This is a genomic window from Halomonas sp. BDJS001 (assembly GCF_026104355.1).
Lineage (GTDB): Bacteria > Pseudomonadota > Gammaproteobacteria > Pseudomonadales > Halomonadaceae > Vreelandella.
On sequence record NZ_CP110535.1, the window covers coordinates 1633747 to 1649112 of the forward strand.

The following is a 15366-nucleotide window of genomic DNA, read 5'->3' on the forward strand; positions in this document are numbered from 1 at the left end:
TGTATCGTTGATACTGCTCTGGCGAACCTGGAGTTAAGTAAAGGATGCATAAAAAGGATAATCGGTGCGCTTTGCCCATCTGCTAAAAAATCTATTTTCTTTCAGTTCGTTAAAGGGCCGGCTTCTGCTGGGGCTCTCTTTTACCTTGTTGTTGCTGATCGCGTTGGTGCTGGGCATGGCGTGGCAATTAGGTAAGACCATGGTGCAGGAAGCGAATATGTCGCACCTGCGCTATGAAGCCACCTTGCTCGCTGATGAGGTCACTCAACAAATTGATATGCGCATTGAGGCGTTAGAGCGATTAAGCGAAATGATAGGCCCCACTGATGATGCGAGCTGGATCAGCCACCAGCTGCGGCAGAACGATAGCCTCATGGCATGGTTCGAGGGCATTGTGGTGGCCAACCGCGATGGAAGGATTATTGCCGACTGGCCCGCTATCGTTGGCAGGGTAGGGCTTGAAACCGCCGAGCTTGAGTATTTTCGTATGCTGCGTGGTATTCGCCATCCCTATGTTAGCGAACCTTTCATAGGCCGGGCGAGCGGCATGCCGATGGTGTTGGTGGGGGTGCCTCGTTTCACCGAACAGGGCGATTTTGATGGCTTTGTGGGGGGGATTCTTAGCCTGGACTCAGGGGGGATATTTAGCCGTTTAGCCAAAGTACGCCTGGGCGAAAAAGGCTATGCAGGCATTGCGACGTCCTCTGGGAAAGTTTTATATCATCCAAACAGTTCATTGATTAATGCTTCTGTGCCCAGTAAGGAGTTTAACCCCTGGTTGGACTTGGCGCTGGATGGCTGGGAGGGGGATGCCGTAGGGCAACTTGTGCAAGGGGAGATGGCGCTTCAATCCTATACGCAGGTCTGGTCTGCCGGTTGGGTCGTTGGTCTTTACTTGCCCATCTCTGAAGCGCAACTTCCGTTAGCCGATTTTATCAGGCAGCTATGGTGGACATGGGTGGTGCTGGTGCTACTCATTTTCCCGCTGCTTTGGTGGATGCTGGGGCGCGTGCTTTCACCCTTGAAGCATTTGGAAAAGCAGATTGGTGAGGTGGGATTAGGGCACCGTGAGAGCATCAGTTTGGCGACCAACATGCAAGAGTTACAGCAGGTGGCGAGCACCTTTAATCGCGTGGAAGATGAGCGGCAGTTGCTGCTAGGCAACCTTCAAGAGCGCGAGGCGTTTCTTGACTCAGTGCTCAATGCGGCGCCTCAGGGCATGTTTGTCGCCAATATGAAGGGCAATATTACCTATATGAACCCCGCGCTACTGGAGATGCTGGGGATATCCACTGACGTACCCATGCAAACATGGCTTAAGCAGGTTCATACTGACGATGTCGACGGTGCGAAGGATATGTGGCTGCACAGCCTGCAAACCGGCAGCGATTTTGTCCGCCAGTTGCGTTTCTTACGCAGTGATAATGAGCTGCTGTGGCTGGATATTCATGCCCGTGTGGTAATGCTCTCCCAGGATGGGCATACCCTCGGTTTAGTGGGGGTCGTCAAAGATATTACCGAGCGTCGTCAACAGGAAGCCATTCAGCGCTGGGAGGCGGAGCATGATCCCTTAACCGGCCTGTTGAATCGCCGAGGCTTTGAGCGCCGCCTGGAAGAAGCATTTGCCGACTTCCAAAAAACCAGCACGCCTTCAGCCCTTTTGCTGTTTGATCTGGATCACTTCAAGCCCATTAATGACGAAGGTGGCCACGCCCTAGGCGACGAAATGTTGCGCCGTATCGCCCAGGTGGTTGCCTGGGACGTGCGTCGTAGTGACCACGTGGCGCGCCAGGGGGGCGACGAGTTTGGCGTGCTGTTGCCCAGCTGTACGCTGTCTCAGGCAAAGAAAATCGCAGAGTCACTGCGCCAATCAGTCAGTGAAATCTCCGTCAGCCATGCAGGCAAAGAGTACAGGGTCACCTTAAGTATTGGTGTGACTACCTTTGATGATATTGATACCAGCGTGGAGGATGTTTTGGCGCGTGCCGATGCCGGCAGTTACAAAGCCAAAGAGCACGGGCGTGATGGGGTGGTGGTTAATATGCCCAACGATGATGTCATGGAGCTCTTTGATCAGCTTAAATAGTCTCTGGTAAGCGAGCGTTCTGTTCCAAACATTAGGCACCACTTGCCAGTCGACAAACATTGCCCGGCAGTACAGTATAAGCAGGTGCTAAATTTGAGGCTGACCGAGATACCGTTGTGAACCTACTTGAACTGTTTGCCCGCACGCTGGATGTCACCCTGCCTGTCTTCGCGATGGTATTTGTTGGACTGGGGCTTAAGCGCTTGAAATGGATCGATAGCGCTTTTGTCTCGACCGCCTCAGCGCTGGTATTTAAAGCAACGCTCCCCACCTTGATTTTCCTCAGTTTGATAAAAGCCGATTTAAGCGTTGCTCTAGACGTTTCGCTAATGGTGTTGTTTGCGGCTGCAACGCTCGGCCAGTTTTTGCTCAGTTGGGCATGGGCGCACTACCGAGTGGCCCGCCAGGATCGCGGTATTTACGTTCAGGGCGCGTTTCGCGGTAACTGTGGGGTGGTGGGCTTAGCACTGGCGGCGGGAATGTACGGTAACTATGGCCTTTCAGCGGGTAGTCTTTTGCTGGGCGTGGTAATTGTGATGTACAACGCGCTTTCGGTTGTCGTGCTGGCATTTTACCAACCCGGCCAATCCACCGATTGGCGCAGCCTGCTCAAACATGTGGCCACCAACCCGCTGATTATCTCGGTGTTTGCGGCACTACCTTTTACGGCGCTTTCGATCCCTTTGCCCTCCTGGGTGATCACCTCCGGCGACTATTTTGCCTCGTTAACACTGCCATTGGCGCTGATTTGTATTGGCGCGACGCTCTCCGTTTCGAGCATGCGCGACAGCAGCCAAGTGGCACTCGGCGCTAGCCTGATGAAGATGGTCACGCTCCCGGTTCTCTCCACGTTGGCGGCCTGGATGGTGGGCTTTTCAGGCGAGCAGTTGGGCCTATTGTTCCTATTCTTCGCCAGCCCCACCGCCGCCGCCAGCTTTGTGATGGTGAAAGCGATAGGCGGGAATGTGTCATTGGCCGCCAATATCATCGCCATCACCACGCTAATGGCGAGCATTACCGTGACACTAGGCATCTTCGCGCTGCGTTTGCTCGGCTGGATATAGCAGGAATAGCGCAACGCGGTTGGCCCTACCTAAGTCGACGCGTTATACTACGCGCCCGCTAGTTTTAGACCACGTTTGTCCCTGTAGCTCAGTAGGATAGAGCAGCCGCCTCCTAAGCGGCAGGTCGCAGGTTCGACTCCTGCCAGGGACGCCAACGGGCTATCTACGAATTGTTCCTACCTGACTTTGTTCTCCTTATAACATCTTGTGATGATGTGCTTAGGGTAAGTATTTGCTTGTTTTGATGTGTAATGGCTATTAGATATTGCTCTTCACCTCCATACTGCATCGACGAATAATAATTAAAGGGAAAGCCCGTGCTTATCAAAGCAATGATATTAATGCTGGCGCTATGTTTCGCCAGTGTGGCAAGCGCTGAACAAACGCCCGATATGCCTGGTCAATGGATAACCCAAGCCGAACTTATCGTGAGCGGTGAAGAAACCGAGTGCGACCTAGTGTTTGATACGATACCCGAAGAGCTTTTATTTGCTCAGGGCGGATGCTGTCGCACCTGCTCCAAAGGAAAAGCATGCGGTAACTCATGCATTAGTCGTAACTATACCTGCCATCAACCGAGAGGCTGCGCTTGCAATGGTTAGGTCAAGGCATTAGGAGGCGGAACGACGCCCAAATCCACTTCAGCCAAACCCCGGCACCGCTGCGCGCTGCTCCCGCGGGTGCGCTGTAGGCTTACCACGCGCTACGAAACCCACCGACTTAGCTTCGTGCACATCCCGTAGCGCGCTTGCAATGGTTAGGTCAAGGCATTAGGAGGCGGAACGACGCCCAAATCCACTTCAGCCAAACCCCGGCACCGCTGCGCGCTGCTCCCGCGGGTGCGCTGTAGGCTTACCCAATGGGATGGACTCCTCCTCACCCTACTCCGGCGTCAGTGCGCCATACTGGTAGGTGGTTGGAAAACTATCAGCTTGAGAGTCAGGAGAAGCCCATATGAACATTAGCCGAGTTGGTGTGGATATCGCAAAGTCTGTCTTTCACGTACATGGCGTTGACCGGCATGAGAAGCCTCAATGGCGGGGTAAATATTCCCGGGCCAAGTGGTTGGAAGCTATCTCGCGCCGTGTGCCCCAAGGGGCTGTCATCGGCATGGAAGCCTGTGCGTCTGCCCACTACTGGGCACGTGAACTTCAAGCGCGTGGTTACCAGGTCAAGCTGATCGCCGCCCAATTCGTGAAGCCTTACGTTAAAACGAATAAAAATGATCGGGCAGATGCTGAAGCGATTTGTGAAGCATTAGGCCGTCCTACGATGCGCTTCGTGGCCGTAAAAACCGTTGATCAACAGGACTGCCAAGCCACCCACCGGATCCGTGAAGAGCTGATTAGCCAGCGCACGGCGAAGGCCAATCAAATCCGTGGCCTCGTCGGTGAGTATGGGTTTACTGCACCCACCGGTATCCAGCAGTTACGGCGGGCGCTGCCTCTTTGGCTGGAGGATGCCACCAATGGGCTCAGTGACCGCTTTCGCTGCCTTCTGGCCGACTTAGCGGATGACCTCCGTTATTTAGACGAGCGCGTTGCGCAATTAACGTCTGCCATTGAAACGCACGCCAACACTGACCCCGTCGCCAAACGCTTAATGACCCTGCGCGGCATTGGCCCCATCACCGCCAGTGCCTTATCGGGTGTGCTGGGTGACGGCGCTATTTACAAGCGAGGACGCGACTTTGCCGCCTCGTTAGGGCTGACCCCGCGTCAACACAGCACGGGCGGACGAGAGCGCCTGTTGGGGATTAGTAAGCGTGGCAACAGTTATCTACGAAAGCTGTTGGTACATGGCGCACGAGCGGTGCTGCGTTTTGCCGTCAGGCAAGAAGACGGGCTTAGTCAGTGGATCAAGCATCTTGCCGTGCGCAAACATCGTAACGTGGCGATTGTGGCGCTAGCCAACAAGACAGCGCGTATGGCGTGGGCCGTCACGCGTTACGAGGTGCCGTATAACCCTGAGTTGGCTGCCGCGGCGTAAGCGGGCGACGTGGTCAGAAACATTTAACCAGTGTTCCCACCACCCCGATTGCAACACCACAAGAGAGATGGCGAACTGGTCGAACCGACGCCGGGCCATACCGTGTAGCGCGTAGAGCATGAAAGCTCGTTTACCCTGCGGGTACCCGGCGTGCGAATAGCCCATTAAGGTCCGATGCCCACACGTTAGGCATCTTTTACGAGACCGGATATACGCTAGCAGTCGACCGTGCCGCTATGACCTTTTGTGCTTGCAAGCGAGGAGGAGTCCATATACGCGCTACTAAATCACGCCTGCACATGAAGGCGGGGATTCCAAGGGAGTGTGCACGTTATGCATATGGCCTTGGCACATAATCACACCACAGAAATCGCGTGAGTACACATACCCGTAGCGCGTGGTAACGAAGAACGCGATTTCAACGAGTGTTCGCAGGCACCCGCGAATGGCGGCGGAACGACGCCCAGTGGCACCCGACCCAACTTGCAAGCATGCAAGGTGAACTTCGACTATCCTTGAGTCATTTACTGCTTGTTACCCGGGATACTTGGCGGAACAGTGCCTGGAGCCCATTCCGACTGCGGGAGGCTCTCAACATGGAGTTTAAGGATTATTATCAGATGCTCGGCGTGGAGAAGTCCGCAACGTCCGAGGAGATTAAAAAAGCCTACCGCAAGCTGGCTCGTAAGTTTCATCCTGATGTGAGCAAAGAGCCGGATGCCGAGCAGCGTATGCAGGAAATCAATGAGGCCAAGGCAGTGCTGTCTGATCCCGAGAAGCGTCTCGCCTATGACCAACTGGCTGAGCAGTATCACTCTGGCCAGGATTTCCATCCCCCTCCGGACTGGGATGCAGGTTTTGAGTTCAGCGGCCGTGGCTTCGAGGAGGCTGACCTCGGTGAATTCAGTGATTTCTTTGCGAATATTTTCGGCCATGCGCGCCGCCCAAGAAGAGGCGCCGGCGGGCATCAAATGCGTGGCGAAGATCGTCACGCCAAGGTAGTTATTGATCTCGAAGATGCCTACCTCGGTGCTACCCGGCCGATCACGTTGCTTGTGCCACAGGCCGATGCCCAAGGTCGCGTCAGTTCTAAAGAACATACCCTCAACGTGCGCATACCCAAAGGCGTTAAAGCGGGCCAGCATATCCGTCTTACGGGGCAGGGCGGCCCCGGTGTCGGCGGGGGATCTCCGGGGGATCTGTTCCTTGAGATCCACTTTACCCCCAACTCGCGTTACCGTGTTGAAGGGCGTGATGTGTATCAGACGGTACCGGTCACGCCCTGGGAGGCTGCGTTAGGTGCCAGCATTGAAATCCCCACCCCTTCCGGGGGGGTGAAACTTAAGGTGCCTCCTGGCTCTCAAACAGGGCGCCGGTTGCGCTTGAAGGGGCGTGGTATTCCTGGGCCTGAGTCGGGCGATCTGTATGTGGAATTAGAGGTCGTACTGCCCCCAGCCAATAGCGATAAGGCGCGGAAACTCTACGAAACCATGGCGCGGGAAATGGCTTTTAATCCGCGCCAACGCAAGGGAGGCTAAGCCATGGTACAGCGGGCTACTATTAGCGGTGATCTAATTGATGAGGCGACCCTGTCCCTTGAAGAGTTGGCGCGTGCTTGCTCAGTGGAAACCTCCTGGGTCATCGAGCGTATTGAGCGTGGCTTACTGGCTGATGGCTCGCCTTTTGTGGCGAGCTGGCGTTTCACCAGCTTTGATTTGATCCGTGCCCGGCGAATGCGTCAGTTGGAACGCGATTTTGAGGCCGTGCCCGAACTTGCCGCACTAACGGCCGACCTAATTGAGGAAAACCAGCGACTTAAAGATCGAATGCGCGCTGCTGGGCTTTGCGGAAATCCTGCCCGATAGGGGGCGCGGGCAGTGGTGTCGCCCGTGCTATTAGTGCTTTTGTTTATGCGAAAATGCAATATTAGTATTAATACGATCACCCTAATCTTGTTGAAAGCAAACAATAAAAAATTAAGGGTCGTGGTTGGATCTTTTTAATTGGTTTTTGTATATTTTTAACCGCGATATAAAAGTTGATCTATGTCATAGAAAGCTGGCTTTCATCCACTCTAGTATGCACCCGTGGGTACCACTTTGTCTCTTTCTCATTACCCAAAGGTCGTAAACATGAATAATCTAGCAGCTCTTTCTCTTCTGCCTCAAGAGCAGTTAAATTTAGCCTATTCTAATGAAGCTGGTGAGCTAAAACGCTATAAATGGCTAGCCCTTACTTTTCTGCCTTTTGATTCATCGGTTAGTCGCTTGATGACGGCGATTAGCATGGAGTGCGTGCACCGCCTTTGTAATTTACAAGAGGTGGCTAGGAAAATGGATCTCTGTGCTTGCGTTAATGCTGAGACGTTAGAACAAAGCCCTTTGCTCAATACAAAAGAATCGCATTTTTTTGTAGTGGATGATCAAATGGGAGATCAAATTCTTGCCAGCGCTGAAGAGGCTGCTAAACTTTCGTGTGCTTTTTTTGTCTGGTTGCTAGAGACCAATGCCACTCCTGAGCTACATAATACTTTATTCCAATTTGTAACGCAGAAGAGTAATGAGTTTCGCATCATACAGGAGTGTCGCGAACAGCGGGCTATAGGTTTTTATAAGTAGCTTGTTGCATTCAAAGCTGAAATAGAGTTTTGTACATATAGACGCTCATATCCGTGAGGTGTGTTCATGCTTTCTTCAGTATGCAATAAACCGGATTTTTTTAGCTGTTTTGATTGCGATTTTAATTCAGTGGCTAAAAGCCTTTGGGAGTGTTTCCCTAAAGAGATGATGATCGTACGTGTTACTGAACGAAATCACTATATCATTGAAGAGATTAAGAATCTGCAACCTGCTGAATTTAGCAATCATCTAGTAAGTGTGGGTAAACCCTTCCGAAATCTACTTCCATCCCCTCTAGCTGAGGAGTTGATCGTAAACTGCACACGCTGCGTAAAAGGGGTAGTGCCTGTTAATTTTGAAGTGGCGGGTGGGTGCTTCAATACAGGGGATAACCAGCGCAGCTTTAGGCTTCTTCTATTTCCTATCATGCATCAACCAGGGGTAGTGTCGCATCTACTCTGTATCGTCTTGAACTCAGATATGACCAGCATGACGCAGATTGCGACATACTCCGAGCAAGAAGTGGAGCGCCGGGTTATAGAGCGTACCGCTGAGTTGGTAGCTACCAATTTGCATCTGACCTACCTGGCTACCCATGATGGCCTCACGCAAACGTATAATCGGCTCCATCTCCTTGATTTGGCTAACACTGAGTTCAAGCGGGCTGTTCGTTATGGCTTATCGCTCTGTGTGATGATGTTGGATATTGACCACTTTAAGACTATCAATGATGAGCAGGGGCACGCGGCGGGTGATCATATGCTGAAAACGCTTGCCCATGCGATGCGTTCTACGGTGCGCGATTGGGATTTGGTGGGTCGGTATGGTGGGGACGAATTTATTATCATCTTACCTGAAACGGATATCCAAGGCGCCCAGGTGATAGCAGAGCGACTGAGTAACACTCTGCAGAGTGCCAGGCTATCTGTCAGCATTGGCATCGCCACGCTTGAACTGAATGATCGCTGCATTGATGATTTGATCAACCGTGCCGATCACTTGCTACTGAATGCCAAGCGAAACGGCCGCAACCGTATTGAATGTACTTCTTATGCGCTCACAGCCTGATGAGTGCTTAATAAAAGCAAAGAAATCTTCACTTTATTTGATGTCATTGTCTAATGTTCATGTATTTGGACAGAAATTATTTTAATGCAAGGTTAGCTTTGGTGGTTTTTTAAACTCGTGAGTACCTTTATTTAGAGTACTAAAGATCTTCAAGCTCTTGCGCGTCACGAACCATGCGCATCGCTTCGTGCTGTTCAAGCGTGAGGAGGTTGTTCAGTAGCTCATTTGCAACTACTGACTCTGCACGTAGCGCCAAATAGCGATAAAGCTCTATGATTTTGTTATGTATGGTTACGATTGAGCGCATGATTTCTGCGAAGGTCATGTTGCTGTAGTCAATATTGTCGAGGGCGATAGCGTGCTTGTCGAAGTACTCTACACACCATGTGTGAATGGCAGCTGACTGGGCATCCTGCTCGCTCAGTGCCAAGACACGGCTCAGCTCTTTTTCATGTAGTGATAGATAATCAAGCAGCATGAGCATTTTTTCATTTTTTGTTGAAAGCGATGCTTTTTCTAAGCTATTAGCTAAGTTAGTGTGTAATAAACGCGTCATCTTCAACAATTGTTGAACAGTTTCGACTGACATGTTTTGTCCAGCTTTGGTTAGAGTTTTGATTTCTTTAGTTTTACGCTGTGCTATGTTTTGCACCAGCGACACTCTTGGGGTTTCCACGTTAAGCACAGAGACCTTGTGTATTCGCCTCTTGGTTACGTCAACCATAGCACTCGTTACTTTCTACTTGAATCCATACAGGTTTTTATGATGTGTTTGACTGTAACGTTGTTATGGTCGTCGATTTTACCTCCCAGAGCTGAAAAATAGTATAGAAGCTAATAGGCTCCCTGGCGTATCTATTAATCAATGCTTTGATGCTGTAGATCAATATTTTTGCTGTTAGTAAACAGTTGCGGCAACAAGTAGTGTCATACAATGATTTAGTCCATGTCATTTCTCACGCAAAGCGAGTGTGAGGGTCAATCTTCTTGCTTCAGATGACTTTACTAACGAGGTGAGGCGTCCCGAAATCCCACGATGATCGGAGATGTTAGATGTCGATTCGCAATTTAGACGTACTGTTCTCCCCTGAAACAATTGCCCTCATCGGTGCTAGCAACCAGCCTGGGTCGGTGGGGGCCGTGTTGGCACGCAATTTACTCTGTGCTGGTTTTGCCGGGCCGGTGCTAACCGTCAACCCTGAACTACCACTCTGTTAGTGAACTGCCACTGACTCCTGACTTGGCAATCATCGCGACCCCGCCGGAGAGCGTGCCGGGCTTGATCAAGGAACTTGGCGAGCGGGGCTGTCGTGCGGCGGTGGTTATTACCGCAGGCTTTGGTGAAGGAGAGCAGGCGGATGGCAAGGCGCTTCAGCAGGCAATGCTTGAGGCGGCACGCCCTTATCTAATGCGAATTGTAGGGCCCAACTGTTTGGGTATTTTGGCTCCTCACAAGGGTATCAATGCCAGTTTCGCTCATCTTACCCCTCTGAAGGGCGATATCGCTTTCGTTACCCAGTCGGGGGCTGTGGCAACATCAATCCTCGACTGGGCATCGGCGCGCGGGATCGGCTTCTCATATATCATTTCGCTAGGCGCAATGAGCGATGTTGATTTTGGCGATGTGCTCGACTTCCTGGCGCTTGACCCAAAAACGCACTCCATTCTGCTCTACGTCGAGGCCATTTCGGACGCACGTAAATTCTTGTCGGCTGCACGCATGGCTTCACGAAACAAGCCGGTCGTGGTGGTGAAAGCCGGCCGCAGTGATGAAGGTGCCAAAGCGGCGCTTTCGCATACTGGGGCTCTGGCGGGATCCGATGCTATCTATGACGCTGCCTTTAGGCGTGCGGGAATGCTTCGGGTGAAAACCCTGGATGAACTATTTCAGGCGGCAGGAACGCTTGCCACGGGCATCCGCGTGCAGGGAGATCGGCTGGCTATACTCACCAACGGTGGCGGGGTCGGTGTGTTAGCCGTGGATGAACTGATCGATGTGGGTGGCCACTTGGCAGAGCTCTCCGAGGCGACCTTGGCGCGTTTGAATGCCGTGTTGCCCAAGGCTTGGTCACACGCCAATCCCGTTGATATTCTCGGCGATGCATCGGGCCAACGCTATGCAGAGGCGGTTAACGTACTGCTTGATGAACGCGGTGCTGATGCACTCTTCGTTATTAACTGCCCAGTCGCGGTTACCGACAGTTTGGAGGCTGCTCAAGCGTTAATCACGACACTTGAGAAACATCGGCTGCCCGTTTTGACCTGTTGGCTCGGCGAAGGCGCGCCCGCAGAAGCCCGACGACTGTTTGCGGAGAAACGTATCCCCTCGTATGGCACGCCGGAGCAGGCGGTTCGTGCCTTTTGCACCTCTCCAGCTACTGTCGCAATCAGCGAGCCCTTATGGAGACGCCAGCGTCTGTTTCTGATCTTATTACCATCGACACGACTAGCGCGAACGCGATTATTGATCGTGTAACTGATGAGGGCCGGAGTGTACTGACGGAACCTGAAGCATCAGCTGTCTTGGCTGCCTATGGCATACCTACGGTGCCAGCCATGTTGGCTCGCACGCCGGAGGAGGCCAGTCACGCAGCAGAGCAGTTGGGCTTCCCGGTTGTGCTGAAAATTTTGTCGCGCGATATTTCTCACAAGTCTGATATCGGGGGCGTGCAGCTAAATTTGGCTTCGTCCGAGGCCGTGTTTCTGGCGGCCGAGAATATGCTTAGGGTCATTCACCATGAGGCTCCCACGGCACGGGTCGATGGTTTCAATGTGCAACCGATGATTCGACGTCCAGGGGCGCATGAACTCATTTTAGGCGTCGCTGAAGATCGCGTTTTTGGCCCCGTGATTCTGTTTGGGCAGGGTGGTAAAGCCGTTGAAGTCATTGGTGACCGCGTGGTTGGTTTGCCCCCGCTTAACTCACTGCTGGCTCAAGATATGATCAGCTCGACACGCATATCGCGTCTGTTGAAAGGTTATCGTGATCGGCCGGCAGCTGATTTGGAAGCAATCACGCTCACGTTGATAAAATTGTCACAACTGGCCAGCGACTTGGAGCGCGTAGTCGAACTGGATATCAACCCGCTGTTGGCTGACGCCTCTGGTGTGATGGCTTTGGATGCGCGCATCGTGATTAGATACAGTCAGCGACAACGGCTGCCAATGGCCATCCGCCCTTATCCCAAGCAGCTCGCCCAAACAATCACGACACGCAGTGGCCAAGCCTATTGCTTGCGCCCCATACGCCCCGAAGACGAATCGGCGCTGGTTCACATGCTGGGTCAGTCTTCTCCCAGTGATGTGCGGTTGCGCTTCTTTGCAGCCATCAGAAAGTTTGACTATGCCTTTGCGGCGCGACTAACCCAGATAGATTACGACCGGGAAATGGCCTTTGTAGCGATACCTTCTGGCAGCGACGAGATTGTGGGGGTAGTGCGCCTGTCTGCCGATCCCGATAAAGATAAAGCGGAGTTTGCGGTCATGGTGCGTAGTGATTTTAAAGGAACCGGGCTGGGTTATAGCCTTATGCAGCAGATAATTGATTTTGCACGCATGAACGCGATTAAGCAGCTATTTGCGGATGTGCTGCGGGAGAATCACCCAATGCTAAAGATGGTAAAAGAGTTTGGTTTTCTGGTGCTACCAACGAACCATCAGGCAGATAGCGTCACCGTCGTGCTTAATCTGTAATGGAAGCTCATCGCCGAACCGATGGTTAACTCTTTCGCCAATATAAGTGCTTTTAAAGTTGCGGTAACGAGCGCCCAGGATGTTGTTTTTTATAATGCGTACTGTGTAAAAGGAAAGCGATAAAGCACGCCTGTACCCAGCATGGAAGCGGTTTCTTAGAAGAGTGTTGTCTGCGATAAGTTCACTTCCTTTTTGCAGCTATAGACGCTAACGCTTCAAGGTCTACTATGCAGTACTCATGACCACGTGCTGTTAATATACCTTGCTGCTGAAAGCGGTTGATGAGGCGACTGAGTGTCTCTACTGCCATACAGAGATAGTCGGCCATTTCTTGTCGCGACATGGCCAGTCTGAAAGAGTAGGGCGAATAGCCCCGAGCAAAAAAACTCCTCGACATTGCAGCAAAAAAACAGGCTAATCTGACGTCTGCAGGCTGGCTAATCATTTGCCACATTCGTGAGTGTTCAAGGCTCATGGCCCGACTCAAGCAGCGCAGCAATTGCATATGGTTAGTTTGAAGGTTGGGAAACTCTTCAATTCGTCTAAAGGGGATGTGCAGTAAACCGGATGTTTCAATGGCAATCACGGTACCTGCATAAAATCCCTCGCCAATAGCATCTAGGCCAATAATGTCGTCAGGTAGAAAAAAGTGTGTAAGCTGCTCATTGTCGTTTTTGCACTGAAGCGTTTGTTTTAGCATGCCAGATTGTACGATGTATAAGCCTTGAAAAGCATCCCCTTGGTATAATAGCGTTTTTTTTCTACGCAAGATTAATATGGATCGAGATAGGTTTTTCAACTCTTGTACAATTAAAAGGGAAGAGTGACTGGAAGTCGCTCGTTGTTCGAGATATGGCTTATCCAAACCAGTAAACGTTTCCATACGTTTTACCCTAGATTCTGCAACGAAAATTAGTGCAAGCGCCGTGAGCCACGAACGATTTTTAAAAATGGTTTTACCGTAAGTATTGTAATTCAGTTAGTTATGTGTTTTTTTTGATTTTTTAGACGCTGGCGAAATTAAGCGTAGAAGAGATTTTGAGTTGTGCAATACGAAAAAAGTAGGTGTTTTTTATATTTGAAGTTTATTTAAAAAATGGCTGTTCGTGATGATTCTTAAGTTAAAAAAGAGGGGGGCAATATTAGGTAGCACCCTGAAGCTGCATCTTGCCAGTTAATTCAGTCTTGGCGTTTCTCTGGCGAACCAGTGTTCGACTGGTCTTGTCGAAAAGAAAGCCTTGTTCATGGCTGCTTCACGTAGCTCCCCGGTGCATCTTCTAATGGCGGATAGTCGTTTGACCCTAGAGTTGGCTTTCTAACCAGAGGCCCTGAGCGTTTCTCAAGCCAGATTTGCCACTCTTCCCACCAGGAGCCTGGCTGTATGGTTGTGCTCTCAAGCCAAGTGTCGGGGTCAATATAACTATCTTTTTCATGGGCCACCGTTATTCGGTAGTGCCGGTGAGGGTGCTCAGGAGGGCTAATAATGCCCGCATTATGGCCACCGCTGGTGAGCAGGAAAGTGATTTCAGGTGCATCAGAAAGCAAGTGCAGTCTGTAAGTGGATCGCCAAGGTGCAACGTGGTCCCATTCGGTGCCGACACAGAAGATCGGTACCTGTATATCGCTAAGCGCTACTGGGTGGTCATCCACCCGCAAGCTAGGGTCGCGAAAGCGACGATCCTGAGGTAAGGGGATAATGCAAGGAGGGGCATTGCGGTCAAAAGCCGAATGGCTAGCCCAGGAAAGCAAGCGTAGCTGTTTTTTAAGCGCTTTTTGTAGCAAATGAGCTTGGGTTCCTGGCGAAAGGGCCAGGCTGGATAGCCAGTCCAAATAAGTAAGCATGACCGACGAGGGTGAAATACCCATAGTCAGCCCCGCCAGTGAAGCACGCACTAGTCTATCAATATCTTGGTGCTGAGAATTTTCGTAAAACATATGTCTCATGCCTCACGTGCGGTTATTAACATGGGCGCAGTTACGCTTATCTAGTATCAGTGTCTATTTCACTCTTCAGTTTGGTCGCTGACGAGGAAAACTCAAGCTCTGAAATTTATATTTTATAAAAAGCAGTTGCTAAGAATAATTATCAAGGGTGTTGGATGAATTTTGGGTGTTATGTTCTGTTTTGATCTAGGTCAATTTTTACGTATGTTAATACTTTTTGATGACTTTAATAATCTACTTTTCATTTGGGGTTGGGCTATAAAAAATAAAATGGTTATTTGTGATCATTGAGAGAATTTGTCGATACTGAAATGGGCAATATGTTTTGTATTGCTTGTGTGAAAAACCTAAGTAGGAGTGATGAAATGAACAAGACTGCCATCAAACCTTCAGTAGAGGATAAAAGTAATGCCCAGACACCTAGTCGTGCATTGAGCCCCTTGGATGAGTTTGACCGTATGATGGAAGGGTTTTTTGAACGCAGTTGGATGAAACCCTTCTTTAAAGACGATGTATTGAAAGAGCGCTTGGGGCTGTTCTCTCAACGCAACCCTAAGGTTGATATTATTGATCGCGAAAAGGAAATAATAGTACGTGCTGAAGTTTCTGGAATTGATCGAAAAGAATTGGAGGTTGAAGTGACTGAGCATTCGGTAATATTGAAAGGTCAGCGGTCTGGTGAGACTGAAGAAAAAAGGATGAGTATTTTTATTCGGAAATATGCAAGGCTCTTTTTCTAGGACGGTTGCTTTACCCGCTGAAGTGGATGCGCAAAATGCTGACGCTAAGTTTAAGGATGGTATCTTGACAATTACTTTGCCTAAAGAAAAAAAGACTTCACGACGTAAGTTAGACGTTAAATTAGCCAGCTGAGTCAGGTAAGTAATTGTTAATAGGTAATGTG

Annotated in this window: 15 protein-coding genes and 1 tRNA gene; 13 read left to right on the plus strand and 3 right to left on the minus strand. The window is 50.7% G+C overall.

Annotation, left to right across the window (positions count from 1 at the left end; translation table 11 throughout):
• Positions 1–64 precede the first annotated feature (64 nt).
• The 8 genes from OM794_RS07350 (at position 65) to OM794_RS07385 (ending at position 8825) form a co-directional block, all read left to right on the plus strand.
• On the plus strand, positions 65–2086 hold the full coding sequence (locus OM794_RS07350; RefSeq protein ID WP_265154413.1) for a diguanylate cyclase: 2022 nt from the start codon (positions 65–67) through the stop codon (positions 2084–2086).
• Positions 2087–2202: 116 nt separating this feature from the next.
• A complete protein-coding gene (locus OM794_RS07355; RefSeq protein WP_226251451.1) occupies positions 2203–3150 on the plus strand; it encodes an AEC family transporter in 948 nt (315 codons plus the stop codon).
• Positions 3151–3227: 77 nt separating this feature from the next.
• Positions 3228–3304 (plus strand) — tRNA-Arg (locus OM794_RS07360).
• 800 nt (positions 3305–4104) lie between these two features.
• Entirely contained in the window at positions 4105–5139 is a 1035-nt protein-coding gene (locus OM794_RS07365) for an IS110 family transposase (RefSeq protein WP_226251500.1), read from the plus strand.
• 596 nt (positions 5140–5735) lie between these two features.
• Complete coding sequence (locus OM794_RS07370) at positions 5736–6677, plus strand: DnaJ C-terminal domain-containing protein (RefSeq protein ID WP_226249618.1); 942 nt, start codon at positions 5736–5738, stop codon at positions 6675–6677.
• Positions 6678–6680: 3 nt separating this feature from the next.
• Positions 6681–7004, plus strand: a complete 324-nt coding sequence (locus OM794_RS07375) for a chaperone modulator CbpM (protein ID WP_226249619.1) — start codon at positions 6681–6683, stop codon at positions 7002–7004.
• Between the two features lie 267 nt (positions 7005–7271).
• The gene (locus OM794_RS07380; RefSeq protein ID WP_226249620.1) at positions 7272–7757 is read left to right on the plus strand and encodes a hypothetical protein; all 486 of its coding nucleotides are present in this window, start codon (positions 7272–7274) and stop codon (positions 7755–7757) included.
• Between the two features lie 66 nt (positions 7758–7823).
• Entirely contained in the window at positions 7824–8825 is a 1002-nt protein-coding gene (locus tag OM794_RS07385; protein WP_226249621.1) for a GGDEF domain-containing protein, read from the plus strand.
• 139 nt (positions 8826–8964) lie between these two features.
• On the opposite strand, the gene OM794_RS07390 is transcribed toward OM794_RS07385, so the two are convergent.
• On the minus strand, positions 8965–9549 hold the full coding sequence (locus tag OM794_RS07390; RefSeq protein WP_226249622.1) for a hypothetical protein: 585 nt from the start codon (positions 9547–9549) through the stop codon (positions 8965–8967).
• 329 nt (positions 9550–9878) lie between these two features.
• On the opposite strand from OM794_RS07390, the gene OM794_RS07395 reads away from it, so the two are divergent.
• From OM794_RS07395 to OM794_RS07405, 3 genes are read left to right on the plus strand one after another with little or no spacing between them, the layout of a single operon-like run.
• Positions 9879–10043, plus strand: a complete 165-nt coding sequence (locus OM794_RS07395) for a hypothetical protein (protein WP_226249623.1) — start codon at positions 9879–9881, stop codon at positions 10041–10043.
• 22 nt (positions 10044–10065) lie between these two features.
• Positions 10066–11301, plus strand: a complete 1236-nt coding sequence (locus OM794_RS07400) for an acetate--CoA ligase family protein (protein WP_265154419.1) — start codon at positions 10066–10068, stop codon at positions 11299–11301.
• Entirely contained in the window at positions 11226–12518 is a 1293-nt protein-coding gene (locus OM794_RS07405) for a GNAT family N-acetyltransferase (RefSeq protein WP_265154421.1), read from the plus strand. Before OM794_RS07400 ends, OM794_RS07405 begins: the two co-directional genes overlap by 76 nt.
• A gap of 181 nt (positions 12519–12699) precedes the next feature.
• Here OM794_RS07405 and OM794_RS07410 read toward each other — a convergent pair whose 3' ends face one another.
• Entirely contained in the window at positions 12700–13401 is a 702-nt protein-coding gene (locus OM794_RS07410) for a helix-turn-helix domain-containing protein (RefSeq protein WP_226249624.1), read from the minus strand.
• Between the two features lie 359 nt (positions 13402–13760).
• Positions 13761–14453: a poly-beta-hydroxybutyrate polymerase N-terminal domain-containing protein gene (locus OM794_RS07415; RefSeq protein ID WP_226249625.1), complete on the minus strand. Its 693-nt coding sequence runs from the start codon at positions 14451–14453 to the stop codon at positions 13761–13763.
• A gap of 374 nt (positions 14454–14827) precedes the next feature.
• On the opposite strand from OM794_RS07415, the gene OM794_RS07420 reads away from it, so the two are divergent.
• Both OM794_RS07420 and OM794_RS07425 read left to right on the plus strand, forming a co-directional pair.
• Complete coding sequence (locus OM794_RS07420; RefSeq protein WP_265154424.1) at positions 14828–15202, plus strand: Hsp20/alpha crystallin family protein; 375 nt, start codon at positions 14828–14830, stop codon at positions 15200–15202.
• Positions 15183–15335, plus strand: a complete 153-nt coding sequence (locus OM794_RS07425; RefSeq protein ID WP_265154426.1) for an Hsp20/alpha crystallin family protein — start codon at positions 15183–15185, stop codon at positions 15333–15335. Before OM794_RS07420 ends, OM794_RS07425 begins: the two co-directional genes overlap by 20 nt.
• The last annotated feature ends 31 nt before the right edge of the window (positions 15336–15366 follow it).